This window comes from Streptomyces xylophagus (assembly GCF_000716435.1).
Classification (GTDB): domain Bacteria; phylum Actinomycetota; class Actinomycetes; order Streptomycetales; family Streptomycetaceae; genus Streptomyces; species Streptomyces xylophagus.
Genome location: NZ_JNWO01000001.1, coordinates 295721 through 320542, shown reverse-complemented (window position 1 = coordinate 320542; position 24822 = coordinate 295721). Strand labels below are relative to the sequence as shown.

The window sequence follows — 24822 nt, the reverse complement described above, 5'->3', positions numbered from 1 at the left end:
GGCCGGCCTGGACACGGTGGAGTCCATGAAGGACAGCATCGCGGTCGGTCCGGAGGACAAGGTGCCGCTGCGGTCCGTCGAGCCGGGCACGATCTTCCCGGCCGGCACGCAGCACACCTTCTTCATGGACCGGTTCACCGACGCGTGCACTCTGCCCCTCCACGAACACCGCCCGGTACGACGCGAAGAAGTACGCGCATGACGACGGACGAGCCACTGCGGATCGGTGTGCTGGGCGCGGCCCGGATCGCGGAGTTGTCCATCGTGGGGCCGGCCCGGGCGACCGGCCACCGCCTCGTCGCGATGGCCGCACGCGACCGGTCCCGGGCCGAGGCCTTCGCCGCTGCCCACGGCGTGGAGCGGGCGGTCGACTCCTACGCCGACCTCGTCGCCGATCCGGAAGTCGAGGTCGTCTACAACCCGTTGGCCAACAGCCTGCACGGGCCCTGGAACCTGGCCGCGCTCACCGTGTTCATGGAGGGCTTCCACTACCACTACCTGTTCCACCCGGTCGTCCTGCGTCTCCACGAGCTGCTGGACAGCGGGGAGTTGGGCGATCTCCGGCACGTAGACACCATGGTCGCCATGCCCGCACCGCCGGACAGCGACGTACGGTGGTCGCTCCCCTGGCGGGCGGCGCGCTGATGGATCTCGGGTGCTACAGCCTGCACGCCCAGCGGATGCTCGCCCGCTGGGCGGGCGGGGCGCCCCGGCTGGCCGCCGCGCCCGGCGGCGAGAAGGCCGATGCGCCGGGAATCGACGAATGGCTGGACGCGGACCTGGAGTTCCCCAGCGGAGCCACCGGCAGCGCCCGGTGCCACATGGCGCACGACAGCTGGCAGATGAGCTGCCGCGTCGTGGGTTCACGCGGCGAGGCCACGGTAGTGAACTTCGTGCAGCCCCACCTGGACGACCGTGTCGTCGTGCGTACGGCGGCCGGTGAGCGCACCGAGGAACTGGGGCGCCGGTCGTCGTACACCTACCAACTGGAAGCCTTCGCCGCCCACTTGAGGCGCGGTCAGCCGCTAGTGCTGGACGCCGAGGACGCGCTGACCACGATGCGGCTCATCGACGACTGCTACCGAGCGGCGGAGTTCCCGGTCCGACCGAGTACGTCGCTTCCGGAAGTCTGAGGAGAGACACCAGTTGGTGGCGGCACCGGTCCGGTCGAAGCCGTCCATGTTGCTGATGTCGTCGGTCGCCACGTTGCCGGTGACCAGCTTCGTCACCGCGAGGTTCACGCCCTGCAGGGTCAGGAAGCTGCCCAAAGTGACCAGGAAGCTCGGCAGCCCCGTCTTGACGACCATCCATCCGTTGAGGAGACCGATCCCCAGCGACACCAGCAGCGCGACGAACACACCGACCTCGGGCCGGGCCAACAGCCGTATCGCCAGGGGCCGTTCAGAGGTCCGGCCGTCCTGTTCAGGGACCGGCGGCTCCGGCGACGGGAAGTCCGTCGCCGGAGCCGTGATCTGGGACATGGGCGTCACCGCGTTCCCTTCGCGGCGAACTCCGCGACCTTGGCGACGTTGGTCTTGTCGACGAAGGCCGGCCCGGTCAGCACGGGGGCCTGACCGCCGCCGCTGTAGTTGCCGTTCGTCTTGTACAGCCACAGCGAGTCGACCGCCAAGTAGCCCTGGAGGTACGGCTGCTGGTCGATGGCCCACTGGATCTTGCCGGACTTGATGGCGCCGACCGCGTCCTTGTTGAGGTCGAACGTGGCGAGCTTGGCCTTGCTCCCGGCGTCGGCGATGGACTGGATGGCGGTCATCGCGAACGGGGCGCCGAGTGTCGTCACGTAGTCGATGGTCTTGTCCTGCTGGAGCTTGGCCGTGATCGTCGACTTCACCGACGGCATGTCCGTGCCGTTGACGTTGAGGATGTCGGTCTTGCCGGTGAAGGTCTTCTTCACGCCGGCGCAGCGGGCCTCCAGGGCCACCTGTCCCTGTTCCATGATCACGCAGATGGTGTGCTTGGCGCCGGCCTCGTTGAGCCTGCGGCCGAACGCCTCGCCTGCGATGCTCTCGTCCTGGCCGAAGTACTCGAGCAGACCCTGTTTCTTCCAGTCCTGCACCCCGGTGTTGAAGCCGACGACGGGGATGCCTGCCTTCTCCGCCGTGCCCACCACGGACTTCATGGCGTCGGGCTTGGCGAGGGTGACCGCGATGCCGTCGACCTTCTGGTCGATCGCGTTCTGCACCAGGTTCGACTGGTTGGGGCCGTTGGGGTCGCTGGAGTAGACGAGCTTGACGTTGTCCTTCGCGGCGGCGGCCTGGGCGCCCTTGCGGATCGTGTCCCAGAACGTGTCACCGGGGGCCGCATGGGTGATCATCGCGATCGTCATGCGGGGCGTGGTGGCCTTCCCGGCCGAGACACCGGAGGTGTCCTCCGTGGACTGCTTGCCTCCGGAGCTGCTGGAGCAGCCGGCCACAAGCAGTGCGGCGGCTGCGGCCGCCGCGACGACGGGGACGATTCTGCGGGAGCGGGGGTGGGATGTACGGTCCATCTTTCCGGCACCTCACTGTGCTGCGGGGGAAACGGATAAGCGGCTGGCCGAGCGAGGGCTGCGAAATACCTGCCGTTAACACGGCTGTTGCTTATGACGAGATAGAACCGTCACGCCACCCTGGGGTCAACGCTTGTCATGACATCATTTATCCATCACGACAAGGCGTCTGAAATAATTCCTCAACGGCCACCAAAACGTGTCTCGTACATATATATGGAAATGAAAACAGGGGTGGCGGGAGCGACCGTGGTTTCGCTCCCGCCACCCCTGTGGCTTTTCTAGTTCACGAGTGCCGCGGCACTCCGATACGCCGCGGCAGCGGCCTCCCGCACCGGCAGCACGCGGTGCGCGTCGGAGAGGATCTCCACGCCCCAAGGGCCGCGGAAGCCCGCCGTACGGAGCGCGGCGATGATCCCCGGCAGGTCGAACGAGCCCTCTCCGCACAGGCGTCGCCGGTGGACGGTGTCCTCGAAGAGCGTGCCGACGACCTGGCTGTCGGCGTCGTTGAGCTCCACGCCCACGATCCGCGAACCCGGTACGTCCGCCAGTTCGGCCGGTGGCGTATGGGCGCGCTCGGTGTGCCAGACGTCGATGACGATGCCGCCCGCCGGGTGACCGGCGGCCTCGACGAGCCGTAGTCCGTCGTGCACGGTCCTGAGGTTGGACCAGGGCAGCGGCTCCACGCCGAGCCGCGCGCCCACCCCGTCGGCCTGCGCCGCCAGCACCGCGAACTCCTTGGCCCAGACGTCGAGTTCCCAGGGTTCGTCCGCCACGTCGGGGCCGATCTTGAAAGTGCGTGCGCCGAGCGACTCGATGGCTCTCAGCATGCCGACGCGGACGGTGTCCGACGCGACCCGCCGAGGTCCGTCCGCCCACCAGTCCGTCAGCAGCTCCAACTCGACGTGACTGATCCCGTTGTCGGCGAAGAGCGACCTGATCCCGGCCATTCCGTACTCGCGCTCGGCCTCGACCAGGTCCGCGTACAGCAGTCCGAAAGCAGTGAACCCCGCGTCGCGCGCCGCTTCCACCCGGTCCCGCAGATTCAGCGGACTGCGCTGGTCCGCCTCGTCGGGAGCCGCGTCGCCCGCCGTGGTCCAACAAGTGGCCAGAAATTCGTCAGCGGTCATTTCTGTTTCCTGAATTCCTCATGTTCGGAAAAGACGCGGCAGCTGATCACTCCGGCATTCTGAGGTGGCTTTCACACATCGGTCAATCCCTCGGAACACATCAAAAGCACATCAGGCCCGTATGCGGCTACGCGACCCCGCGCAACACCGAGCGCAGATGCTCGGCGCTCGCCCACACGTCCTCGACCGGGCCCTTCGCCTTGGGTTCCTCGGTCAGGATGGTGTCCTGTTCGAGGACGTACCAGCCGTCGTAGCCGCGGGCGCTGAGGTGAGTGACGATGGCCTGGACGTCCACGTCGCCCGCGCCCAGCGGGCGGTACATGCCCTTGCGCACGGCGTCCGTGTAGCTGAGCTGTCCGTCCTGGACCTTGGCGGCGAGGGAGGCGTCCACGTCCTTCATGTGGGTGTGGGCGATGCGCTCGGGCGCCTGGCGGGTGAGTTCGGCGGGGTCGGTGCCGCCGATGAGCAGGTGGCCTGTGTCGAGGCAGAGGGAGATCGCCGAGTGCTCCAGGACGCGTCGGACCTCGTCGCCGTTCTCGATCATCGTGCCGACATGCGGGTGCAGGACGGCGCGTACGCCGCGTTCGGCGGCCAGCGAGGCGAGCCGGTCGAGGTTGGAGAGCAGCAACTTCCAGCCGTCGGCGTCGAGTTCGGGGCGGGAGTCGTAGCCGTCCTGGCCGGTGACGGCCGACAGGACCAGCACTTCCGCCTTCGAGGCGTCGTAGCCCGCCAGGAGCTGTTCGGCCTCGGGCAGCGGGTCGTGGCCGGGCACGTGCAGCAGCAGCGGGGTGAACCCGCCGACGGCGTGCAGGTCGTGGTCGGCGAGCGTCCGGGCCATGGCGTCCGGCTCGGCGGGCAGGAAGCCCTCGGGGCCGAACTCGGTGGCGGCCAGGCCGACCTCGCGCATCTCGTTCAGCACCCGCTCGGGCGTCAACTGGTAACCCCAGCCGGGTACTTCGCACACACCCCAGGAGATGGGAGCGCCGGCGATCCTGTTCAGGGGTGAGGTGGTCATGCTGTGGCCTTTCCGGGGTTCAGTGGGGTTTGGGGGGCCGAGGTCGAGGTCAAGGTCATCGCCCGGCGCGTCATACCCATCAGCTGAGATGCCTGCCATCGGCTTCCGATGAGCAGTTCCGCAGGCGCCATTGCCTTCTCCCTCCAGAAGCCGTCAAGGCCGACCCAGTACTGATCAGCCGACGGCCAGGCCGTTCACACGGGCGCAACGGTAGAGGGAGTGCGGGGCAATGTTGAAGAGCGGAATCCATCATTATCCCGTCATTGCATACATCTTTTTTCCCGCATCCGTACGGATGCGGCTCTGTCGACGGATAGCCTCGCGGCCATGGAGAAGGGGGATTCGGACTCATGGCAGATCGTGTGGTCCCGCCTCGCGTGGTGGCCGCGGAGCGCATCGCCTCCGAGCTGGGCTTCGGGCTGAGCTGCATCCCCGAGGTGGGCAGGTTGCTCCAGGTGACCGCCGCCTCGAAACCTCACGGAGTCGTCGCGGAGAGCGGCACCGGCTCGGGCGTGGGTACCGCCTGGTTGCACAGTGGACTCGGCGCCGGTGCCCGTCTGGTCACCGTGGAACGGGACGAGGAGTTGGCCCGTCGGGCGGCCGGTGTCTTCGCGGACGACGACAGGGTCACCGTACTCACCGGGGACTGGCGGCTGCTCGAGCAGCACGCCCCCTTCGACGTCTTCTTCTGCGACGGCGGAGGCAAGCGCGACGACCCCGAGAGAGTCGTCTCGCTGCTTGCTCCCGGTGGCCTCCTCGTCCTGGACGACTTCACCCCGTCGCCCCACTGGCCGCCCCGGTTCGGCGACGAGGTGGACGAGCTGCGCCTGTTCTACCTCACTCATCCCGCCCTCGATGCCACCGAGATCCTCACCACACCGGCCAGTTCAGCGGTGGTTGCGGCACGCCACCTTCATCAGGGCTGACGCGGCTGCTTCAGGAACAGCGCCAGTCCGGCCAGGAGACGGTCGACGTCCTCGGCGCTGGTGTAGGGGGCAAGGCCGATACGCAGTCCGCCGGAGTCGCCCAGGCCGAGTCGGCGGGAGGCTTCGATGGCGTAGAAGGCGCCTGCCGGCGCGTGCACGTTGCGTTCGGCCAGGAAGCGGGAGGCGTCCTGTGTGCCGTGCGTACCGAAGGACTCGTCGACGGTGAGCAGCACGGTGGGCGTGCGGTCGGCCGCCTTCGAGTGGACGGTGATCCCGTCCAGGCCGGCGAGTCCCTGGTCGATGCGCGTCCGCAGCGTTTCCTCGTGCCGGTGAAGTGCGGCGAGACCGGCACTCAGGCGCTCGCGGCGGCTGCCGGTGGCGTCCGTGTCGAGGCCGGCGAGGACGTCGACGGCGGCGCTGGTGCCCGCGAGCAACTCGTAGGGCAGGGTGCCGAGTTCGAAGCGTTCGGGCACCTCGTCGGAGGACGGCAGGATTTTGTCCGGCCGCAGGGTGGCGAGCAGTTCGGGCCGGGCGGCGAGGACGCCGTGGTGCGGGCCGAGGAACTTGTACGGCGAGCAGACGTAGAAGTCCGCGCCGAGTTGCCCGATGTCGACCAGGGCGTGCGCCGTGTAGTGGACGCCGTCGACGTGGACCAGGGCACCGGCTTCGTGGGCCAGGCGGGACATCTCGGTGATCGCGGGCCGGGTGCCGATCAGGTTGGAGGCGGCGGTGACGGCGACGAGCCGGGTGCGGTCTGACAGGGCGGCGCGGAGGTGGTCGAGGGTGAGTTCGCCGGTCGCGGGGTCGAAGTCCGCCCAGCGGACAGTGGCGCCGACCCGCTCGACGGCCTGGATCCAAGGGCGGATGTTGGCGTCGTGGTCGAGGCGGGTGACGACGACCTCGTCTCCGGGCGACCAGGTCGAGGCGAGGGTGCGGGCGAAGTCGTAGGTGAGCTGGGTGGCACTGCGGCCGAAGACGATCCCCGAGGGCTGCGCGCCCAGGAGGTCGGCCATGGCCGCGCGGGCTCCGGTGACGATGGTGTCGGCGTTGCGCTCCCCCGCGGTCACCTGGCCGCGGTTGGACAAGGGGTTCGCCAGCGCCTGTGTGACGGCCTCGATCACCGGTCGGGGGGTCTGGGTGCCGCCGGGACCGTCGAAGTGGGCGGTCCCGGCGCTCAGGGCGGGGAACAGGGCGCGCAGGGCGGTGATGTCGTAGACCACGGAAGTGAGCTCCTGTCGGTGCCGTGTGCGGGCCGTGGGGCCCCGGGTGTCCAGGACGATCATCGGACATCGAGGGGGTTCGGGGCAGTGGGCGGCGGTCGGTGTCCCGTGCGACGCGGATATCGGCGGGCGCCGGACAGGGCTCAGGCGCCTCGGCATCCCGTCCGACACGGGCTGCACCTCACCGGGACCTCACCGTCCCGCCCGCCGCGGCAACAGTCCGATCTCTTGCGCCCGCAGCACCGTGCTCACGCGATCACGCGTCCCCAGCTTCCGGTACAGGCTCTCGACGTGCTTGTGCACCGTGCGTACGGAGATGCCCAGGCGGTGGGCGATGGCGGCAGCCGTGAGGGCGTCGGCGAGCAGGAGGAGGACGGTGATCTGGCGCGGTGTGAGCCGGGAGTCCGCCGTCGCCTCGGCCGCCTCAGGTGGTGCCGTGGTCGCGCGCCACTGTTCGAGGAGTTGCCGCTGCTGTTCCACGCCGGCCAGCAGGGGCTGCATCTGCTCGGCGACCCGGACGTGGTCCTCGGTGAAGTCGGCGCCCGCTCGGTAGACCATGCAGCCGGTGACCGGGGTGGTCGTGCCCGGCAGCGGGATCGCCAGGACGTGGTCGGCGTCCAGCAACCGGCTGATCGTGCCCGCCGTCCTGCTGCGCGCCCATCCCTTCCCGGCCATCCGGTGCGCGGTCCCGGGGCGGCGGACGGCACCGGCCGTGGCGTAGTGGTCGGCGAAGGGATAGCCCCGGCGCAGCACCGTCATCGTCTCGTCCCCGATGCCGTCGGTCCGCCCGAAGTGCGCCGCGGCGGCGGGCGAGAGACCCATCGCGCCGGTCCGGTCCGTCCATTCGCCGAGCTTGTAGATCAGCGCCTCTCCCCCGCACAGGCCGGGCAGGGCCGCTGCGACCATCGGCCACAGCCGCTCGGGGTCCCGTTCGTGCAGCGCCGCCACCGCAACCGCCAGCATGCGTTCGTACGCCCCGGCCGGCCCGCCCGCCATGCGCCCTCACGATCCCCGCGTGTGTCACTTTCACTTACGCACCTGCGTACGTACTTCTCCCCATACCACCACGGTCACGACACCCGGCAAACTTCACAGCGTTCCGTCGACGCCTTCGACCGTGAGGATCAAGGGAGTTGACGGTACGGATCCGCCTGCGCGGGGGACAGGCGGATTTCGGACGTCGTGGGTCAGACACCCGGGACGGGAAACAGCAGGCAGCTGCTCGTGGCGTGCGCGAGCAGCCGGTCCTTCTCGTCGAACAGTTCGGCCTGGGCGAGCGCGGTGCGCCGTCCGCCGTTGAGGACGCTGCCGACGGCGCGGATCCGGCCAGTGTCGGCGGTGACCGGGCGCAGGAACTTCACGTTCAGGTCGAGCGACGTGTACCCCATGCCCTGCGGCAGCGTGGACTGCACCGCGCAGCCGGCCGCCGAGTCGAGCAGGGTGGCGAAGACTCCGCCGTGCACGCTGCCGATGGGGTTGTAGTGCTCCTCCCCCGGTATCAGGGAGAACACCGCGCGCCCGAACTCCACCTCGTCGACGGTGAAGTTCAGCGTGGCGCCGATGGGCGCTGCGGGGAGCCGGCCACCGAGCACTTCCCGGAGGAATTCCAGCCCCGTGGTCCGTCCTACGGCGGCTGCCGAGATCCCCGGGTCCTCCCACTCGTACGTGCGTGACCGTCCCATGCTGCGCTACCTCCTGGCTGGCTTCTTCCATGAAAGCTAGATGGGGCGACAGCTGACTGTCAATGACAGAGCCAGGTGGCTATGGTGGCGGCATGGAATGGCTCGACGTGAGCACGGAGAACTGTCCGGTCCAGAGCACGCTCGATCTCGTCGGCGAGAAATGGACGCTGCTGATCCTGCGGGACGCCTTCATCAGGGTCCGCCGTTTCGACGACTTCCGGCGCCATATCGGGCTCTCGGACGCGGTGCTCGCCGACCGGCTCCGCAAGCTGGTCGCGGCCGGCATCCTGACGACCGTGCCCTACCAGCAGGCGGGAAGCCGGACCCGGCACGAGTACCGGCTCACCGGCAAGGGCCGCGATCTGTGGCCCATCCTCATGGCCCTGCGGCAGTGGGGCGAGGCGTATGCCGGCGACCCCGACGGTCAGGTCCTGGACGTCCGGCACACCGCGTGCGGTGCGCCGGTCCGTGTGGTGGTGGAGTGCGACGGGCCGCACGGCGCACTCGCACCGACCGAGGTGACGGCCGTACCCGGTCCCGCGGCCCGTCCCGTACGAAGTCCGCTACCGGACTGAGTGCTTGGGCGACGCGGAGCCGACCGTGAGCGAGGTGCCGTCGCCCCGATGGACGGTGGCGGTGGGGAACAGCGGTGCGCTGCGCGCGAGTTGGGCGGTGCCGGGGACCTCTGGGTACAGGCCGAGGCTCGCCCACACCGCCCAGGACGACATGGCGCCGAGGTCGTCGTTGCCGACGAGTCCGCCCGGGGCGTCGCTGAACAGCGTGGACAGGGCGCGTTGGGCCACGGCCCCGGCGCGGTCCGTGTGGCCGACGTGGGTGTACGCCCAAGGGGTGCCGAAGGAGGGTTCGTTGCCGAGGTAGGCGTAGGGCTCTCCGGCGCCGGCGTTGAGGCTGGAGAAGAACGTGTCGAGGCGGGCGGTGACGGCGGCGTCGCCGCCCATCGCGGTGAACAGCCCGGGCAGGTCCTGCGGCACCATCCAGGTGTACTGGGCGGCGTTGCCCTCCACGTACTCCGTCTTCTGGGCCGGGGTGAAGGCCGGCCAGGTGCCGTCGGCGGCGCGCGGCTGGAGGTAGCCGGTGGCGGGGTTGAAGAGGTTGCGCCAGTTCCCGGAGGCGCGCAGCAGCGTGGCGTACGCGGCCGAATCGCCCAGCCTGTGGGCGAGTTGGGCGAGCGCGTAGTCGGCGACGGCGTATTCGAGGGTGGTGGAGACCGAACCCCAGACGCCCTTGGTGCCGGCGGGGACGTAGCCGAGGGTGTCGTACTGCTGGTGTCCGGGGCGCTGGCGGTCGTCCTGGCGGTCCGCGAGGGCCGTGCGCAGCAGGGTGGCGGCGTCGAAGTCGGTGCCGCCGAAGGCGTGGATCGCGGACGCGATGGCGGGCAGCGGGTCGCCGACCATGACGCTGCTGCCGCCGTTCGCGAGGGTCCAGCGGTCGAAGTAGCCTGCCTGGAGGCCCTGGTTGAGGACGGACTGCGCGATGTCGGAGGCCTCGCGCGGGGCGAGCAGCGCCAGGAGCTGGACCTGGCAGCGGTAGACGTCCCAGCCGGAGAAGTCGGCGTACTGGACGTGCCCGGCGCGGGTGCGGTGGACGAGCCCGTCCATGCCGGTGTAGCGGCCGTCGGTGTCACTGAAGACGCTGGGGTGCAGGAGGGCGTGGTAAAGGGCGGTGTAGAAGACACGGCGCTGGGCGTCCGTGCCGCCCCCGACGGTGATGCGGTTGAGCCACTGGTTCCAGTCGGCGCGCACGGCCTGCTGGATCGTGTCGTACGACCGTGCTTCCTGCTCGGTGAGCGCGTTGCGGCGGGCGCCCTCGACGTCGACGAAGGACACGCCGACCCGGGCGGTCACCGTGCGCACGTCGGGGGCGAAGGTGACCATGGCCGCGCCCGCCTTGCCGTCGGGGTGGGAGCTCTGGGCGAAGGGCTGGTCGAAGGTGGCGTGGAAGTAGAGCCGGTACCGGTTCTTGGACTTGCAGAAGGCACCGCTGTCGCTGTACCCGGACAGCGTGTCGGTACCGATGTCGACCGATCCGGTGGCCGCCGTGAACGCCTTGGCGGCGTCGATGCTCAGCGCGGCGGGGCGGGTGTCGGTCGCCGGGTAGGTGAAGCGGGCGATGCCCGAGCGCTGGGTGGTGGTCAGGTCGGTGCCGATGCCGTTGTCGAAGGTGACCTGGTAACTGCCGGGCGCCGCCTGCTCGTTGGCGTGCGAGAACGTCGCGTACGCCGGCGGTGCGGTCTCCTGCGTGGGCATGAAGGGCACGTTGCCGTATGCGGCGCAGCCGGCTCCGGAGATGTGCGTGAGGCTGAAGCCGCGGATGCGGTTGTCGCCGTAGGAGTATCCGCCGTGCTGGTACGTCACGGTGTCGGGGCTCCACTGCACCCCGCCGAGCGGCGCCGAGGCCCCGGGGAACGTGTTGCCCGCGCCGCCGCCGTGCCCGAAGTCGGGGCCGCCGGGGGCGGTGCCGACGAACGGGTTTACGTACCGCGCGAGGTCGTCGACGGCCCGGGGCCGGGGCGTCCCGTCCGCCCGGACCGGGGCGGCGGCCACTCCGGTCGCCACGAGCACCGAGGCCGCCAGCACGGCCCGAACCAGGGGAAGTCGCACCACGTTTCTCCAGCCAGACAGGGAACCCGCCGCCCGCGCGACGCCGGACCGCGAGTGTCCCCAACGCGGCCTCCGCTCCCGTGCCGCCACACCGTCCGGGCGCGAGGACCAGCCGGTCGGGTCAGCACTCCCCCGCGTGTCGCAGTCGGTGACGGGGGCGGGCGTGGGCCCGCAGAGAAAGCAGGTGAGGACCAGGAGCGGAAGATGATGAGGTGGCACGGTGACAGACCACGACGAGGCAAGGACACTCCGACCGTTGACCCTGGCCTGGGTGAGCCGGCAGTTGAGCTCGGGCGAACGGATCGTCAGGACCGAGCCGCTGCACGGCGGCATCACCGCCGAGATGCGGCGACTGACTGTTGGTACAGGGGACGGAGGCGCCCGCGCCCTGGTCCTGCGAAGCTTCGTCCAGCCGTACTTCGTGAAGCGCGGCGAGGGCATGCTGACCCGCGAGGCCGACGCCCTCGCTCTGCTCGCGCGGACCGATGTACCGGCTCTCGGACCGGTCGCGGTGGATCCGACCGCCGCGCACTGTGAGTTCCCCTCGCTCCTGATGACCCATCTGCCAGGCCGCACGGTCCTCGACGACGAGGGGCTGGAGGCACGTGTCCCCCTCCTAGCCCGTCAACTCGTGGCGATCCACGCGCTCCGCCCCGCCGACCGGCCCCCGCAGTACCAGGCATGGACGACCGCCGACGCCGTCGTCCCTCCCCACGGCGCCGACGCGGCGGCATGGACCGCGGCGACCGACGTGATCCGCAAACACGCGCCGGCCTTCGAAGGCCGGTTCCTGCACCGGGACTTCCACCCCGGCAACGTGCTGTTCGACCTGTCGCCCCACAGCGCGGCGAGCCCCCGGATCACCGGGGTCGTCGACTGGGTGCAGACCTCCTGGGGCCCGGCGGACCTCGATGTGGCGCACTGCTCCACCAACCTCGCACTGCTGCACGGCCCGGCCTGGGGCCTGCGGTTCGCCGAGGCGTACGAGGAGGCCGGCGGGGTCCTGGCGTCGGCGGCGAGCGAGCGGTTGTACTGGCGGCTGTTGGACGCGCTGGCATTCGCGGGAGGTGTGGCGCCCGTGGTCCGGCCGTGGCAGGAGGCGGGGAGGGTGGAGCTGACGACGCAGACCGTGGAGAAGCGGCTGGACGCCTACGTCATCTCCCTGTTGGACGCGTTGAGTTGAGTGGGCGTACGCGCTGACACAGTGCGCCGGCGCCCCGCAGCGGTGACGGCGTACCTGGGGAGGATCGGGTTCCTGGAAAGCCGTCGGACTTCGGTGACATCGCGCCACGCACAGACCGTTTCCCGGCCGACGCCGTCTGTCTCGACCATGCCGCCCTCGTAGATGCCCCTCAGCTCACCGAGCCCGGCCTACGACGGGTACGCGGCAGGCGAGTTGTCGGTGGAGGCGCCACGCGACTTTGCGGGGCGCCGATGTGCGCACCAGGGATGCGGATCGGACAGGTCCTCGGTCACAGTGGACGTACTCGGTCGAGGGGGAAGCCGTGGCGGGGGAAGAAAGACCGATGTCGCAATCCGGTCCGTTCGAGCTGGAAACCGTCGTGGTGGGGCAGCCGAAGCGTTCGTGGTGGCGCAGATACAGGGGTCCCGCGCTGGCCGTGTCCACCGTGGAAGGGACTCAGCTCGCCCTGGTGACGCACACCGACGACACGGACTCCCTCCTCACGGATACGTCCGGCAGGTCCCTCGTCCGCATCGAGAGGCATGCCCGGTACGGGCAGTTGGGGCCGGTGCGGTTCCGCTTCACCGATGTCACGGACCGGGAGATCGGCACCGCCGGTACCCGTGGACTCGTCAAGAGCCGGCAACTGAGCCTCCGGACGGAGCGGGGACGCCAACTCCTCCTCACAAAGGGGGGTTACACCTCCATCGAATGGCAACTCACGGAGACCGACCCGGAGCAGAGCCCTGCGCCTGAAATTCTCGGCCGGGTCACGGTGAGCACCATCGACGCGTGGATGGGCTTGCAGCAGTACGTCGTCGAGACCGACGCCCGCCTGGACGCCTCCGAACGGCGCACCCTCGTCGCCTCGGTCGTCTGCCTGCACCTGGTCCGCCGGCCTCCGGGCGACAGTTCCGCGCCCGCGTGAGATGTGCCGTGGTGCTGTGCCTACTGTTCCGCCAACCCGGCCAGTTCCGAGTCGAACAGCATCGCCGGGTCGAACCCCATGCCCGTGAAGTGGCCCGCCAGTTCCAGGGACAGGACGCCGTGAAGGCGGGTCCAGAAGGTCAGGGCGCGGTGGAGGGCCGCGGGTGGGGCGGGGTGGTCGCCCGCCCAGTGCCGGTGGGCTCCCAGGTCGACTTCGAACGGTGTCGTAGGACCGTCCGTGGGCAGACCCGTGCTGGCGTCCAGCAGGATCGTCATGATCTCGGACGCGATCCCGGTGATGTCTTCGGGCGCGTGATAGCCGGGCACGGGTGTCCCGTAGATGAGGAAGTAGCGCTGAGGATCGTCGAGGGCCCAGCCGCGCAGGGCGTGGGCCAGGCCGGGTAGGTCGGTGCCGGACTCGGCGGTCGTGCGGAAGGTGTCGGCGAGGCTTCGGTACGCGTCCCGGATGAGCTCGGTGATCAGGTCGTCGCGGCTGGCGAAGTACCGGTAGAGGGCGGGCCCGCTCATGCCCATGCGCTTGGCGATCGCGTTGAGGGAGAGCGCGGAGGCGCCCGCTGTCGCGATCTGCTCGCGCGCGTGTTCCTTGACCTCCGTGCGCACCTGGTCGCGGTAGCGCTCACGTGGGGTCTTCGTGCCCGTTTCCGTCATGACCAGCCGCCTTCCACCCACACAGGACTACATACTCAAGCTTCAGTTAGAAGCTATCACGATTGCACTTGACGACCCCTTCTAGCGTGAGTTACAACTTATAACGAACGCGAAAGCACATAGCTCACCGCGGATCGCAGCGGACACCAGCGGAGGTCGCCATGAACACCACGGACAGCACCGACAACACCACCGACGCACTCGTCGAGGTCGTCCTGCCGGGCAAGGTCGAGCCGGAGGGCCTGGAGGTCCGGCACGGAGCCGTCCCCGTCGCGGGCCTCGGCCAGGTCGTGATCCGGATGGAGGCGACCGGCATCTCCTTCGCCGAGCAGCAGATGCGGCGCGGCAAGTACTACGACCAGCCGCCCTTCCCCTTCGTCCCCGGCTACGACCTGGTCGGCACCGTCCTCACCACCGGCGCGGGCGTGGAGCCCGGCCTGGTCGGCACCCGGGTGGCCGCGCTGGTCAAGGTCGGCGGCTGGGCCAGCCATGTGCTCGTCGACGCGGCCGACGTGGTGCCGGTGCCCGAGGGCATCGGCGCGGCCGAGGCCGAGACCGTGGTCGTCAACGGCATCACCGCCTGGCAGATGCTGCACCGCAAGGCCCGCATCCGCGCCGGCCAGACGATCCTGGTGCACGGCGCGAACGGCGGCGTCGGCACCGTCCTGGTCCAACTCGCCCACGCGGCGGGCGTGCACGTGATCGGCACCGCCTCGCCGCGCCACCACGACACGCTGCGCGACCAGGGCGTCGAGCCCATCGACTACCGCACCCCGGACCTCACCGCACAGGTCCGCGCACTCGCCCCTCGCGGGGTGGACGCCGTCTTCGACCACGTCGGCGGCCCCGGCATCGTCCAGTCCTGGCACCTCCTCGCACCGGGCGGCACGCTCGTCTCCTACGGCAGCGCCTCCACCCGCGACGACGAGGGCTCGAAGCAGCTGCCCGTACTCAAGCTGCTGGGCCGCGTCTGGACGTGGAACGCGCTGCCCAACGGCCGCCACGCCTACTTCTTCAACGTCTGGGCCGGCCGCGCCCTGAGCAAGAACCGGTTCCGCGCCCAGTTGCGCGCCGACCTCACCCAGGTCTTCGCGGCCCTCCAGCGCGACGAGGTCAAGCCCCAGATCGCCGCCCGACTGCCGCTCGCCCGCGTCGCCGACGCCATGCGCCTGGCCGAGTCGGGCACGGTCGCCGGCAAGGTCGTGCTGACGCCGTAGTCACGACCGCTCCCCCTTTCTCCCTCTCCACGAATCGCGAGGACCCACCATGATCACCGCCCCTCCCGTCCGGCGTCACCGCGCGCGGCTGCTCGTCCCTGCGGCGCTCGTCCTCCTGGCCTGTACGGCCACGACCGCCACCGCTTCGGACGCCTCACCGAAGACCACTGCGGCAACGACCACGACCGACCGGAATCACCAGCAGGGCAAGCAGCAGCCCAAGGCCATGCTCGACAACTGGCTCCGCCTATGGAACGGCGACTACGACCGGGCGCCCGGCATCATCTCCCCCGCCTTCCGCGTCCACGCCGCCCTGCTCGACGGCGGTGACGGCAGCGCCATCCGGGGTGTCGACGGACTGGTCGCATGGATAGCCCAGACACGCGCCGCGTTCCCGGACCTCCGGTTCACCGAGCAGGTGGCTCCACTGATCGACGGCCACTACGCCTCCGTGCGCTGGACGGCCACCGGCACCTACGCCGGCGGCTTCCCCGGTGCCAAGGCCGAGCCCGGGACCCTGATCACGTTCACCGGCACCGACACACTCCGGATGCGCGACGGCAGGTTCGTGGAGTACTGGGTCAACACCGACACCCTCCAACTGCTCACCCAGCTCAAGGTGTTGTGACGACCGCGCCGCCGTCAGGCGCCCCACGCCTCGACATGCGCGAGCACATAGTCGGCCAGCTCGGCCGGTTGCAGGTTGAGCGCCGCCACGGCCGGCCGGCTCAGCTCGACCCTGACCGGTTCGAAGTCCCCCGTGTCGGGGTCGTCGAGTTCCGGACCGTGGCGGCGTTCCAGGTCCATGTCCAGCAGGTCGGCGAGGAAGTAGTGCTGTACGACGGTGGTCGTCCCGCGCGGCTCGGTCAGGGTGAGGAACTCGGTGGCGGGGCCGATCGTGGCACCGATCTCCTCCATGGCCTCGCGGCGCAGCGCCGCTTCGAGGTCCGCGTCCTCGGGCTCGACGCTCCCGCCGACGGTCGTGCAGTAAGGGTCACCGCCCGGCCAGCCCCGCCTCAGAAACACCAGATGACCGTCGTCGAGCAGCACGACACGCGCCTTGTGACGAACCCTCATGGGCCCGAGCCTAGGGGACGAGCCTCCAGTCCTGCGAGCCGTCCGTCGCCGCGTTCTGCAGGGTCAGCGGTGCCCCGTCGGCCGTACCGGTCAGAAACAGACCGGTGTTCTTGACCGACTGGAACTCGTAGAACCCGTCGCCGGTCTTGATCAGGTTCCAGCTGCCGGTGGAGCTGTTGTCGACCCACTGGCCGATCCGCTGCCCGGCCGTCGCGTTACCCGTCCAGATCGCCGCCGCCCGGCCGCCCGACTTGTTCAACAGGGTCACTCCCCCGTTCGGCTCGGTCACCACGTGCCAGTACTGGGTGTCCGGATCCGAGGCGGAGCCGCGGTCCTCCAGGACGACATCGGGAACGTCCCCGTTGCCGATGTTCGCGTCGTTCGTCCTGCCACCGGTGCCGATCACCTGGCCGGTCTTCCGGTTCACCAACTGACGGTAGGCGCCGCTCGATTGGCCGAGGTCGACCTCGGCGTAGGCGATCGTCGAGGTGCCCTGGTTATTGAGGATCGCGATCCGTCCGGTGCCGTCGACGTACTGCAGGTCGCGGCTGTAGCCGGCCCGCGAGGTCGTCTGGTACTCCTTCCAGACTCCGTCGCTACGACCGCTCTGGTTGACCCAGACGTTGCCGCTGCCCGCCGCGTTGTAGACCAGGCGTCCCCCGGGCAGCCGGACGACGACCGGACTGCCGCCCGTCGCGAGCGCGTGGGAGCCGGTGTCGACGGGCAGCAAGGTGACGGCGTCGCCGGTGGTGGAACTCCGGTAGAACGTCAGCGGGTTGTCGGCGAGCACGTACCGGACGTTGGCTCCGCCGCCCCAATACTCGTATGTGAGAAGCCACTTGCCGTCCGTGGTCCGGACGACGTTCGTCATGCCCGGCCGCCCGCCCCCGATCTCCGTCTTGCCGTCCCCCATGTTCTGGGTCAGCCCCGCGATGTCGACGACGGGTTCGCTCCACTGGGCACTACGCCCGTCCCAGGTCCGGTGGGCGAGGATCTGGCCGTGCGAGTCCGTCGCGGTGTCGTTGGCGGGGTCGAGCGTCGCGACATCCGTGGTCGCGTCGAAGCCGGTGTAGTCGTTCTCGTCGGAGTAGTAGCAGACCAGTTGGCCCTTGTAGACCATCAGGTACGGCTCCCAGACGGGGTCCACCTGCCGGTCCGTGTTCGCGCTGGCGACGTTCTGGCCGATCGCGCCCGCGCTGCCGCCCTGCCAACCGCCCGTCGCGATGACGTTGACGACCTTCCACGACGCGCCCTGGTCGGTGCTGGAGTACAGCGCGATGGCGAGGTCACTGCGGTCACCGTCGTTGGAGGGCGTCCAGTTCGGGTCCGCCGCCTTGTGCTCCTTGTAGTACTGGTCGTCGCCCGACACGACGCTCGCCAGGAGTAGGGTGCCCCGCTTCAGTTTCCCGACGTTCTGCGGCAGCGTGTAGAGGTAGGGGTTGGTCCAATTGCTCGTGTACTTGGCGTACTTGGGATCCTTGGAGAGGTACGCGGGAGCCTTGACCTCGGACAGCGGCTGCCAGCTCGTTCCGTGGTCGTCGCTCTTGTAGACCGGGAGCGTCTGCCCGTCGGCGCTGCCTGTCGCCGACACAACGGTGGACTTCTCGAACGACGCGACCAGGCGTCCGCTCGGCAACTGCGCGGACTTCGGGTAGACGGCGCAGTTGCCCCGACCCTTCAAGCACGGTTCGCTGCCGAGCTGATAGAGGATTCCGCCCGTCGGGTTGTACGCCTGCGCGCTGGTCGCCATGGGTATCGCCAGCATCGCGGCGGCCCCGACGAACGTGCCCAACGCCTGCATTGCTCTGCTTCTTTGCACAGCTACTCCTTCGAGTCCTTCGGGGCGACGAGTACGCGGACATCCCACGGGCCGAGATCAAGCACCGTGCCGGCGGGGAGGGACGTACCGTCCAGGGCGTCGGTGAGGTCGACCGGCACCGCCGAACGGGCGGGCTCCCAGCTCCAGTTGTGGACGATGTGCACCCGACGCCCGTCGGGCGAGGTACCGGTCGTCGCCGTGACGGACGCCGGCAGATCGCCCCACCCGCTGCGGGCGGCCGGCGCCAGCCACTCGGCCAGTGCGCGGGCGAGGCCGCGACCGGGGACGGTACCGACGTACGTGACCCGGCCCTCCCCGTGACGGCGGGTCGTCACGGCGGGCCAGCGGCCGAAGTGCGGGTGCTCGTACGTCGCGAGGATCTCGGCGTCGGTGACCGTCAGGCCGTCCGCCCAGTGCGTCGCCGTCGCGGTCTCCGGCAACGGGAGAGGACTGCCGGGCACGGGCCGGACGGGCACGGCGCCGGTGAGGTTGCTGAATTCGTCGTACGACACTCCCGCGGCGTCGGTGAGACGGGCGGGCGCCGACTCCTGCCGGGCCCGTGCCTCGAGGTCGGCGTAGCCGGTGCGGGGGCCGAGGACCAGGTGGCCGCCGGCCTGCGCGTAGGCGGCGAACCAGTCGAGTGTGGTGTCGTCGGCGAGGTACAGGGCGGGGACCACGAGGACGGGGTGGCGGCGGGCGGCCTCTTCGGGGGCCATGCCGTCGCGTTCGCCACTCGGGTCGTGCAGTTGGCGGGCGTGGACGACGCGGACCTGCCGTCCCGCGTCGAACGCGCCGCGGTAGAACGGGTCGAGGATGCGGTGGTAGGCGGCCTGGTCCGGTTCGCCGTCCGGGGTGGCGAGGGGCGGGTGCTTCTGCATCAGCCACTTGCTGGGAGTGGAGTAGACGAGGGTGATGTCCGCGTCCGGTTCGAGTCCCGCGACGAGCGGTCCCGCTGCCTCGAACTCCGCTCCCAGCCGGGCGAGTTCGGCGTAGGTACGGCCCGGTCGGCCGCTGTGCGGGAGGACTCCGCCCCAGTAGGTCTCCGCGCCGAAACGCAGGGTCTGCCACTGCCAGTACTCGATCATGCGGGCCCCGCGGCCGACGAGAGCCCAGGCGGCCTGGCGCCACTGGCCGTCGTAGGCGGGGCGGTTGTCCCAGGCGAAGCCGATGGAGGAGGCGTTGGTCTCGGTGACCAGGAACGGCTCCTGCCGGGAGGAGAACATCCAGTCGGCGGTCTGGTAGAGCGACCAGACGCCGGTGGTCTTCCACTTCTGCTCGTGGGTGTCCGGGGTCGGGTCGGGCAGGAGCAGGCCGTCCTGCATGTCGTAGTACGGGTTGCCGGTGGCGATGTCGAGGCGGTCGGTCAGCTCGTCGTCCTCGACCGCCGGGCGGGTGTAGGAGATACAGGTGGTGACGAAGTGCTCGGGGCGGGCGTACTCGCGGACGATGTCGGCCTGCCAGCCGATGAACTCGGTGCACTGGCGGGCCTGGAACTCCCGCCAGGCGACGTCGTACTGGGGCTGGACGTTGCCGTCGGGCGTCCACAGGTCGGCCCAGGTGGACAGGCGGTGGGACCAATAGACCAGGCCCCATTCGCGGTTGAGGGTCTCGACGTCCCCGTACGTGGCGCGCAGGTGATCCGTGAAGCGCTGGAAGACGCCGTGGTTGTGGAAGAGCTCCAGGCCCGGTTCGTTGTCGACCTGGAAGCCGATGACCGCTGGGTGGTCGGCGTACCGCGCGACGATCCTGCGGATGATCCGCTCGGCGTGGAAGCGGAACGCGGGGTGGGTGAAGTCGACTTCCTGCCGGGCGCCCCAGCCGATGCGCTCGCCGGTGCGCCGCTCGCCGGTGATCTCCGGGTACTGGCGGGCCAGCCACGGCGGTACGGCGTAGGTGGGGGTGCCGAGGATGACGGAGATGCCGCGTTCGTGCGCGCCGTCCAACACCGGTCGCAGCCAGTCGAGTTCGAAGCGGCCGTTCTCGGGTTCCCAGGTCGACCAGACCGACTCGCCGATCCGGATCACGGTGAAGTGCGCCTCGGCCATCAGGTCGAGGTCGGTCTTGAGCTGCTCGTCGGACCGTACGTCCGGGCCGTAGGCGGGGTGGTACTCGTGATAGTAGGCGGCGCCGAACAGAACGCGGGCGGGCAGATCCGCCATGGACAAACCTCCGGAACGCAGGCGGTGTTGGGGGGATGCGGGGTGGGGGTCACTGCTTGACGCCGCCGGTCGCCAGGCCGCTCTGCCAGTACCGCTGAAGCAGCAGGAAGGCGATGACGAGCGGAATGATCGAGATCATGGACCCGGTGACGACGAGGGCGAGCATGTCGCTGCTGGCTCCGGCGCCACCGTTCTGCGCCTGGGCGGCCCAGGAGGAGAGCCCGACCGTAATGGGGTACAGGTTCGGGTCGTTGAGCATGATCAGCGGCAGGAAGTAGTTGTTCCAGGTGGCGACGAGCGTGAAGAGGACGACGGTCACCAGGCCGGGCGCGAGGAGCCGCAGCGCGATCGTGGTGAAGATCCGGAGTTCTCCTGCGCCGTCCATACGCGCGGCCTCGATGAGGCTGTCGGGGACGGCGTCCTCGGCGTAGATCCGCATGAGATAGAGGCCGAAGGGGCTGATCAGGGAGGGCAGGATGACCGCCCAAGGGGTGTTCACCAGCCCCGCCTTGGCGAAGAGCAGGTAGGTCGGGATCGCCAAGGCCGTGGTCGGGATCATGATGGCGCCGAGGACGAGGTTGAAGGCCGCGCCGTGTCCGCGGAAGCGGTACTTGGCGAAGCCGTAGCCGGCCGCCGCCGCGAGCAGTGCGGCGCCGAGGGCGCTGACTCCGGCGTAGAGGACCGTGTTGAGCAGCCAGCGGCCGTAGACGCCGTCGTCCTGGGTGAAGGTGGCCTTGATGTTCGACAGCAGTTGAGGGGCGTGCGAGAACCACAGGCCGAAGCTGTTGAACAGGTCCTGGGTGCTCTTGGTCGAGGCGATCAGCAGCCAGAAGAGGGGCAGCAGGAAGTACGCCAGGACGGCCAGCATGACGATGGTCAGCGGGGTGCTGCGGCGATGCGCCGACGAGCGTCGCAGCGCGCGGGACTCGGGCTCAACTCGCTTTGCTGTCCCGGCGGTTGAGGCGGTGGGCGTCACGGTGGTCATGCGGTCCTCCTGCGGTTCGCCGTGAGCAGGAAGGCGTACGACACGATCACGATGACAAGACCGAGGATGAAGGAAACCGTGGCCGCGTAGTTGGTCTGCTGGCTGATGAAGGCGACGGAGTAGGCGTAGAGGTTGGCGGTGTAGGAGCTGTCGATGACGTCGGGGGCGACCTTCATCAACAGGCTCGGCTCGTTGAAGAGTTGGAAGCTGCCGATCACCGAGAACAGCAGGGTGAGGGTCAACGCCGGGCGCAGCGCGGGCAGTTTGATGGACCAGGCGATACGCCAGGCGCCGGCGCCGTCCATGGCGGCCGCCTCGTACAGCTCGGCGGGGATGGTGCGCAGCGCGGCGTACAGGATGATCATGTTGTAGCCGACGAACTCCCAGGTCACGATGTTCGCGAGGCTGCCGAGCATCCAGCTGCCGGAGAGGAAGTGTGGGGCCGGCAGATGGAGGTCGTGGCTGATCTGGGCGAAGGGGCCGAAGTCGGGGCCGTAGAGGTAGCCCCACATGAGGGTCGCGATCACGCTGGGGACGGCGTACGGGACGAAGATGCCGAGGCGGATCACCCGGGCGAGGCGCAGCAGGCCGCTGTCCAGAGCGAGTGCGAAGCACAGGGCCAGCAGGAGCATCACAGGAACCTGGATGACGAAGAACAGGGCCACGCGGCCTATGCCCTTGAGGAGTTGGGGGTCCTTGAGGGCGGTCACGTAGTTGTCCAGGCCGACGAACGTCGAGCCGCCGATGAGCTTCTCCTGGAAGAGGCTCAGATAGGCCGCGTAGCCGAGCGGGGCGAGGAAGAGCAGCAGGAACAGCACCATGAACGGGGCGATGAACAGGGCTCCTGCGGTGCCGTGCCGGCGGCGACGGGGTGAGGCTTTGGGACGGGCTACGGCCGTAGTGATGGTGGCCATGATCAGCCTCCCTTGACCGTGAAGCCCTGGCTCTTGGCGAAGGTCGTGATGCGCGATTGCCACGAACCGAGCGCGCGGACGGTGTCGGTCTTGTCGGCGAGGGACTTGCCGACGGTCTCGGTCCAGTCGGTGGCCACGCGGTCGAGGAACGGCGGCCACTGGAAGGCGGGGTCGACCTGGGCGCTGATGTCGGCGAAGACCTGGTTGACCTTCTGGCCGCCGTAGAAGGCGGGCGCGTCGCCGAGGAAACTCGCCTCGCCGAGCAGGGTCTTGGTGGCCGGGAAGAAGAACTGCTCGGTGGCGAACATCTTGGCGCTGGCGGGGTCGCTGTTGAGGAACTGCGCGAACACCGCTGCCTGGATGGGGTTCTTGGTTGAGCGGATGACGGCGGTCGTCGAGCCGCCCCAGTTGCCGGAGCTGGGCTTCGCGGCATCCCACTGCGGCAGCGGGGCGGCGCGCCACTTGCCGGAGGTGGCCTTGGCGGAGCCGGAGAGGAAGGCCGGGCCCCAGGCTCCGGTGAGCCAGGTCGCGTACTTGCCCTTGTTGAGGGCCGCGTACCAGGCGTCGGTGAAGTCCGGCTCCACGCCGATCACACCGTCCTTGGCGAGGGTGCCCCAGTACTCCCCGAGCTTCTTGGAGACCGCGTCGTCCACGCTGACGGTGATGTCGCTCTTGCCGGAGGTGACGTACGGCTTGGCGCCCGCCTGCCACAACAGGCCGTGCCAGGCTGCGACTTGGTTGGCGGCGAGGTTGGTGAGGTAGACGTCCGGGTCGGCCTTGTGCAGCTTGCGGGCCGCGGCTTCGAACTCGTCCCAGGTGGTGGGGACTTGGATGCCGTGCTGGTCGAAGATGTCCTTGCGGTACAACATGCCCATCGGTCCGGTGTCCTGCGGTATCGCCCACACCTCGCCCTTGCTGCCGCTGACCTGGCCCCAAGTCCAGTCCACGAACGTCGACTTGAGCGCGGATGCGCCGTAGGGACGCAGGTCCAGCAGGCTGTCGGTGATGGTGAACGTCGGGATCGCCTGGAACTCGATCTGCACCATGTCCGGCGCGCCACTGTTCGCCTTCAGCGCGGTGCGCAGCTTGGTGTACTGAGGCGTGCCCTGACCGGCGTTGACGACCTTGACCTTCACTGCCGGGTACTTCTTCTCGAAGAGCGCGACCTCCTTGTCGATGTTCGGGACCCAGGTCCAGAAGGTGAGTTGGGTCGGCGTCTTCATCGCCTTGTCGATGTCGGCCTGACTGACCGGCTTACTACTGGACGAACCGCTCGTGCCGCCGTTGTCACCGCCGCAGGCGGACAGGGTGGCGGCCAGCGACACAGCGCCGGTGGCGGCGAGAAAACCCCGACGGCTAAGGGACGAGGAGGAGTTGGAGAAGGGTCCGGACATGGTGAACTCCCGCGTGAGGGTATGAGGGACCGGCACACCGACCGACGGCGTGCTGAAACTTCCAGTGAGGTGAGCGCCCCTTCAGGGGCGCGGGGAACTGCGCGACCAGCCCCCACAGGCCCGCAGACAAAAACCCGCAGACCCAGCAGGGCAACTAGCGGGGCGCCGCCGTCGACGCGCGAACAATGAGTTCGACCGGCGGATCAGCCATCGGCAACGGTTCCGACTGAGGGTTCTCGATGGCATGAACCAAGAGCTTGAGGCCGTCCTGCGCCATCGCATCGAACGGCTGACGCACAGTCGTCAACGGCGGCGTCACATACGCGGCAACCGGCGTGTCGTCGAAACCGACCACACTGACGTCCTCCGGAACACGCCGACCGGCTTCAGCAAGAGCCCGCATCAACCCGATCGCCATGTCGTCGTTGGCGGCGAACACCGCGGTCACCTCGGGGTCGGCAACCAGTTCACGACCGCCCGCATAGCCGGACGCCGCCGACCAGTCGCCCTGCACGACCGCCGGTTCCGCCCGCCCGTGCGCGGCGAGCGCGGCACTCCAGCCTTCGAGACGGTCACGGGCGGAGTACCAGCGTTGGGGGCCCGCCAGGTGATGGACCGTGGTGTGGCCCAGTTCCAGCAGGTGTTCGGTGGCCGCGCGCGCCATCTGGTGGGAGACGATGCCGGCCGTCACGACATGGGGAGCGGCGAAGGGCGGGGGTGCGCCGAGGACGAGGACCGGTACGTCGAGCCGGGCGGAGAGAACCGCGCCACCCGCCTCGTCGATCGGCTCGGAAATGACGATGCCGTCCACGCCCTGGTCCAGGAGCGAGTCGACGGCTCCGGCGATGCCCGCGGACTCGCCCTCCATCGTGTTGACGACACGGAGGGCGTAACCGGTGTCCCGTACGGCCCGCTCGATGCCCATGAGCAGCGACGCCGGACCATACAGGGCGGTGCCTAGCGTCACGACGCCGATGGACCTGGTACGGCCGGAGGCCAGCGCGCGGGCCGCGTTGTTCGAGCGGTAGCCGAGTTCCTCGGCCGCCGCCAGGACACGACGGCGTACGTCCTCCGAGACGTACGGCTCGTCGTTCATGACCCGGGACACCGTCTTCTGCGACACGCCCGCCAGGCGCGCCACGTCCACACTGCGCGGCGCGGCTCCCGCGCCGCGTCCTGCCACTGGTGTCATGGTGTCTCCCGATCTCCGGCAGCCGAATCCTAGTGCCGGTCCGGTGTATGACTGCGCTGTCATGACTGCGCAGTCATATCTACGCAACGAGGCGGGGCGCGTCAAGACTTCGCGCAACATCCGCGAAATACGACGGCATCCGCGTGACATCGGGCGTCGCGAGCGACAAGAGCGGGCAAACCGTCA

21 protein-coding genes and 3 pseudogenes are annotated in these 24822 nt (G+C 69.4%); 8 read left to right on the top strand and 16 right to left on the bottom strand.

Features of this window, described 5'->3' with window-relative positions:
- Positions 1–16: 16 nt before the first annotated feature.
- Together OO70_RS01445 and OO70_RS01440 are read left to right on the top strand one after the other, a co-directional pair.
- Positions 17–202, top strand: a pseudogene (locus OO70_RS01445) (dehydrogenase); the annotation flags it as partial.
- A pseudogene (locus OO70_RS01440) lies at positions 199–1133 on the top strand (Gfo/Idh/MocA family protein). The pseudogenes OO70_RS01445 and OO70_RS01440, both read left to right, overlap by 4 nt.
- Before the next feature lie 30 nt (positions 1134–1163).
- Here the strand turns inward: OO70_RS01440 and OO70_RS01435 are convergent.
- The 4 genes and pseudogenes from OO70_RS01435 to OO70_RS01420 form a co-directional block, all read right to left on the bottom strand.
- Positions 1164–1481: pseudogene (locus tag OO70_RS01435) on the bottom strand (ABC transporter permease subunit); the annotation flags it as partial.
- A gap of 5 nt (positions 1482–1486) precedes the next feature.
- Positions 1487–2506, bottom strand: a complete 1020-nt coding sequence (locus OO70_RS01430; protein ID WP_043662685.1) for a sugar ABC transporter substrate-binding protein — start codon at positions 2504–2506, stop codon at positions 1487–1489.
- Between the two features lie 281 nt (positions 2507–2787).
- The gene (locus tag OO70_RS01425) at positions 2788–3636 is read right to left on the bottom strand and encodes a sugar phosphate isomerase/epimerase family protein (RefSeq protein ID WP_043662683.1); all 849 of its coding nucleotides are present in this window, start codon (positions 3634–3636) and stop codon (positions 2788–2790) included.
- A gap of 127 nt (positions 3637–3763) precedes the next feature.
- Positions 3764–4651, bottom strand: coding sequence for a sugar phosphate isomerase/epimerase family protein (locus tag OO70_RS01420; RefSeq protein WP_043662682.1), 888 nt, complete (start codon positions 4649–4651; stop codon positions 3764–3766).
- A 350-nt stretch (positions 4652–5001) separates the two neighbouring features.
- Here OO70_RS01420 and OO70_RS01415 point away from each other — a divergent pair, with 350 nt between their 5' ends.
- The gene (locus OO70_RS01415; RefSeq protein WP_043662680.1) at positions 5002–5577 is read left to right on the top strand and encodes an O-methyltransferase; all 576 of its coding nucleotides are present in this window, start codon (positions 5002–5004) and stop codon (positions 5575–5577) included.
- Here OO70_RS01415 and OO70_RS01410 read toward each other — a convergent pair.
- The 3 genes from OO70_RS01410 to OO70_RS01400 all read right to left on the bottom strand — a co-directional run bounded on the left by OO70_RS01410 (position 5568) and on the right by OO70_RS01400 (position 8479).
- Positions 5568–6797 (bottom strand): cysteine desulfurase-like protein, encoded by a 1230-nt coding sequence (locus OO70_RS01410; RefSeq protein ID WP_043663504.1) that lies wholly within the window; start codon positions 6795–6797, stop codon positions 5568–5570. The genes OO70_RS01415 and OO70_RS01410 overlap by 10 nt on opposite strands.
- Positions 6798–6989: 192 nt before the next feature.
- Complete coding sequence (locus OO70_RS01405; RefSeq protein ID WP_043662678.1) at positions 6990–7793, bottom strand: helix-turn-helix transcriptional regulator; 804 nt, start codon at positions 7791–7793, stop codon at positions 6990–6992.
- 191 nt (positions 7794–7984) lie between these two features.
- Positions 7985–8479 (bottom strand): PaaI family thioesterase, encoded by a 495-nt coding sequence (locus OO70_RS01400; RefSeq protein WP_043662677.1) that lies wholly within the window; start codon positions 8477–8479, stop codon positions 7985–7987.
- A gap of 92 nt (positions 8480–8571) precedes the next feature.
- On the opposite strand from OO70_RS01400, the gene OO70_RS01395 reads away from it, so the two are divergent.
- A complete protein-coding gene (locus OO70_RS01395) occupies positions 8572–9054 on the top strand; it encodes a winged helix-turn-helix transcriptional regulator (RefSeq protein ID WP_043662675.1) in 483 nt (160 codons plus the stop codon).
- Here OO70_RS01395 and OO70_RS01390 read toward each other — a convergent pair.
- The gene (locus tag OO70_RS01390; protein ID WP_043662674.1) at positions 9043–11100 is read right to left on the bottom strand and encodes a GH92 family glycosyl hydrolase; all 2058 of its coding nucleotides are present in this window, start codon (positions 11098–11100) and stop codon (positions 9043–9045) included. The genes OO70_RS01395 and OO70_RS01390 overlap by 12 nt on opposite strands.
- 220 nt (positions 11101–11320) lie before the next feature.
- On the opposite strand from OO70_RS01390, the gene OO70_RS01385 reads away from it, so the two are divergent.
- Positions 11321–12283, top strand: coding sequence for a phosphotransferase family protein (locus OO70_RS01385; RefSeq protein ID WP_043662672.1), 963 nt, complete (start codon positions 11321–11323; stop codon positions 12281–12283).
- 343 nt (positions 12284–12626) lie between these two features.
- The gene (locus tag OO70_RS01380; protein ID WP_043662670.1) at positions 12627–13211 is read left to right on the top strand and encodes a hypothetical protein; all 585 of its coding nucleotides are present in this window, start codon (positions 12627–12629) and stop codon (positions 13209–13211) included.
- A gap of 20 nt (positions 13212–13231) precedes the next feature.
- Here the strand turns inward: OO70_RS01380 and OO70_RS01375 are convergent, their stop codons facing one another.
- The gene (locus OO70_RS01375) at positions 13232–13879 is read right to left on the bottom strand and encodes a TetR/AcrR family transcriptional regulator (protein WP_043662668.1); all 648 of its coding nucleotides are present in this window, start codon (positions 13877–13879) and stop codon (positions 13232–13234) included.
- 161 nt (positions 13880–14040) lie between these two features.
- Here OO70_RS01375 and OO70_RS01370 point away from each other — a divergent pair, with 161 nt between their 5' ends.
- Positions 14041–15096 (top strand): medium chain dehydrogenase/reductase family protein, encoded by a 1056-nt coding sequence (locus OO70_RS01370; protein WP_051740443.1) that lies wholly within the window; start codon positions 14041–14043, stop codon positions 15094–15096.
- Positions 15097–15145: 49 nt separating this feature from the next.
- Positions 15146–15724 carry an ester cyclase gene (locus tag OO70_RS01365; protein WP_199827224.1) on the top strand — a complete coding sequence of 193 codons (579 nt, stop codon included), beginning with the start codon at positions 15146–15148 and terminating at the stop codon, positions 15722–15724.
- A 14-nt stretch (positions 15725–15738) separates the two neighbouring features.
- On the opposite strand, the gene OO70_RS01360 is transcribed toward OO70_RS01365, so the two are convergent.
- The 7 genes from OO70_RS01360 to OO70_RS01330 form a co-directional block, all read right to left on the bottom strand.
- Positions 15739–16173 (bottom strand): NUDIX domain-containing protein, encoded by a 435-nt coding sequence (locus OO70_RS01360; RefSeq protein WP_043662666.1) that lies wholly within the window; start codon positions 16171–16173, stop codon positions 15739–15741.
- Positions 16174–16183: 10 nt separating this feature from the next.
- Entirely contained in the window at positions 16184–17974 is a 1791-nt protein-coding gene (locus OO70_RS01355; RefSeq protein WP_043662664.1) for an RICIN domain-containing protein, read from the bottom strand.
- A gap of 20 nt (positions 17975–17994) precedes the next feature.
- Positions 17995–20151, bottom strand: coding sequence for a beta-galactosidase (locus OO70_RS01350; RefSeq protein WP_043662662.1), 2157 nt, complete (start codon positions 20149–20151; stop codon positions 17995–17997).
- A 49-nt stretch (positions 20152–20200) separates the two neighbouring features.
- A complete protein-coding gene (locus tag OO70_RS01345) occupies positions 20201–21136 on the bottom strand; it encodes a carbohydrate ABC transporter permease (RefSeq protein ID WP_043662660.1) in 936 nt (311 codons plus the stop codon).
- Complete coding sequence (locus OO70_RS01340; protein ID WP_043662658.1) at positions 21133–22050, bottom strand: carbohydrate ABC transporter permease; 918 nt, start codon at positions 22048–22050, stop codon at positions 21133–21135. The genes OO70_RS01345 and OO70_RS01340 overlap by 4 nt, the downstream gene beginning before the upstream one ends.
- Positions 22051–22052: 2 nt before the next feature.
- Positions 22053–23444, bottom strand: a complete 1392-nt coding sequence (locus OO70_RS01335; protein ID WP_043662656.1) for an ABC transporter substrate-binding protein — start codon at positions 23442–23444, stop codon at positions 22053–22055.
- Positions 23445–23598: 154 nt separating this feature from the next.
- The gene (locus tag OO70_RS01330) at positions 23599–24636 is read right to left on the bottom strand and encodes a LacI family DNA-binding transcriptional regulator (protein ID WP_051740441.1); all 1038 of its coding nucleotides are present in this window, start codon (positions 24634–24636) and stop codon (positions 23599–23601) included.
- Between the last annotated feature and the right edge of the window lie 186 nt (positions 24637–24822).

Excerpts from the sequence above, each read along its gene's own strand:
- OO70_RS01430 (WP_043662685.1), bottom strand. The coding sequence starts at position 2,506 with ATGGACCGTACATCCCACCCCCGCTCCCGCAGAATCGTCCCCGTCGTC.
- OO70_RS01425 (WP_043662683.1), bottom strand. The coding sequence starts at position 3,636 with ATGACCGCTGACGAATTTCTGGCCACTTGTTGGACCACGGCGGGCGAC.
- OO70_RS01420 (WP_043662682.1), bottom strand. The coding sequence starts at position 4,651 with ATGACCACCTCACCCCTGAACAGGATCGCCGGCGCTCCCATCTCCTGG.
- OO70_RS01415 (WP_043662680.1), top strand. The coding sequence starts at position 5,002 with ATGGCAGATCGTGTGGTCCCGCCTCGCGTGGTGGCCGCGGAGCGCATC.
- OO70_RS01405 (WP_043662678.1), bottom strand. The coding sequence starts at position 7,793 with ATGGCGGGCGGGCCGGCCGGGGCGTACGAACGCATGCTGGCGGTTGCG.
- OO70_RS01400 (WP_043662677.1), bottom strand. The coding sequence starts at position 8,479 with ATGGGACGGTCACGCACGTACGAGTGGGAGGACCCGGGGATCTCGGCA.
- OO70_RS01395 (WP_043662675.1), top strand. The coding sequence starts at position 8,572 with ATGGAATGGCTCGACGTGAGCACGGAGAACTGTCCGGTCCAGAGCACG.
- OO70_RS01380 (WP_043662670.1), top strand. The coding sequence starts at position 12,627 with ATGTCGCAATCCGGTCCGTTCGAGCTGGAAACCGTCGTGGTGGGGCAG.
- OO70_RS01375 (WP_043662668.1), bottom strand. The coding sequence starts at position 13,879 with ATGACGGAAACGGGCACGAAGACCCCACGTGAGCGCTACCGCGACCAG.
- OO70_RS01370 (WP_051740443.1), top strand. The coding sequence starts at position 14,041 with ATGAACACCACGGACAGCACCGACAACACCACCGACGCACTCGTCGAG.
- OO70_RS01365 (WP_199827224.1), top strand. The coding sequence starts at position 15,146 with ATGATCACCGCCCCTCCCGTCCGGCGTCACCGCGCGCGGCTGCTCGTC.
- OO70_RS01360 (WP_043662666.1), bottom strand. The coding sequence starts at position 16,173 with ATGAGGGTTCGTCACAAGGCGCGTGTCGTGCTGCTCGACGACGGTCAT.
- OO70_RS01355 (WP_043662664.1), bottom strand. The coding sequence starts at position 17,974 with ATGCAGGCGTTGGGCACGTTCGTCGGGGCCGCCGCGATGCTGGCGATA.
- OO70_RS01350 (WP_043662662.1), bottom strand. The coding sequence starts at position 20,151 with ATGGCGGATCTGCCCGCCCGCGTTCTGTTCGGCGCCGCCTACTATCAC.
- OO70_RS01345 (WP_043662660.1), bottom strand. The coding sequence starts at position 21,136 with ATGACCACCGTGACGCCCACCGCCTCAACCGCCGGGACAGCAAAGCGA.
- OO70_RS01340 (WP_043662658.1), bottom strand. The coding sequence starts at position 22,050 with ATGGCCACCATCACTACGGCCGTAGCCCGTCCCAAAGCCTCACCCCGT.
- OO70_RS01335 (WP_043662656.1), bottom strand. The coding sequence starts at position 23,444 with ATGTCCGGACCCTTCTCCAACTCCTCCTCGTCCCTTAGCCGTCGGGGT.
- OO70_RS01330 (WP_051740441.1), bottom strand. The coding sequence starts at position 24,636 with ATGACACCAGTGGCAGGACGCGGCGCGGGAGCCGCGCCGCGCAGTGTG.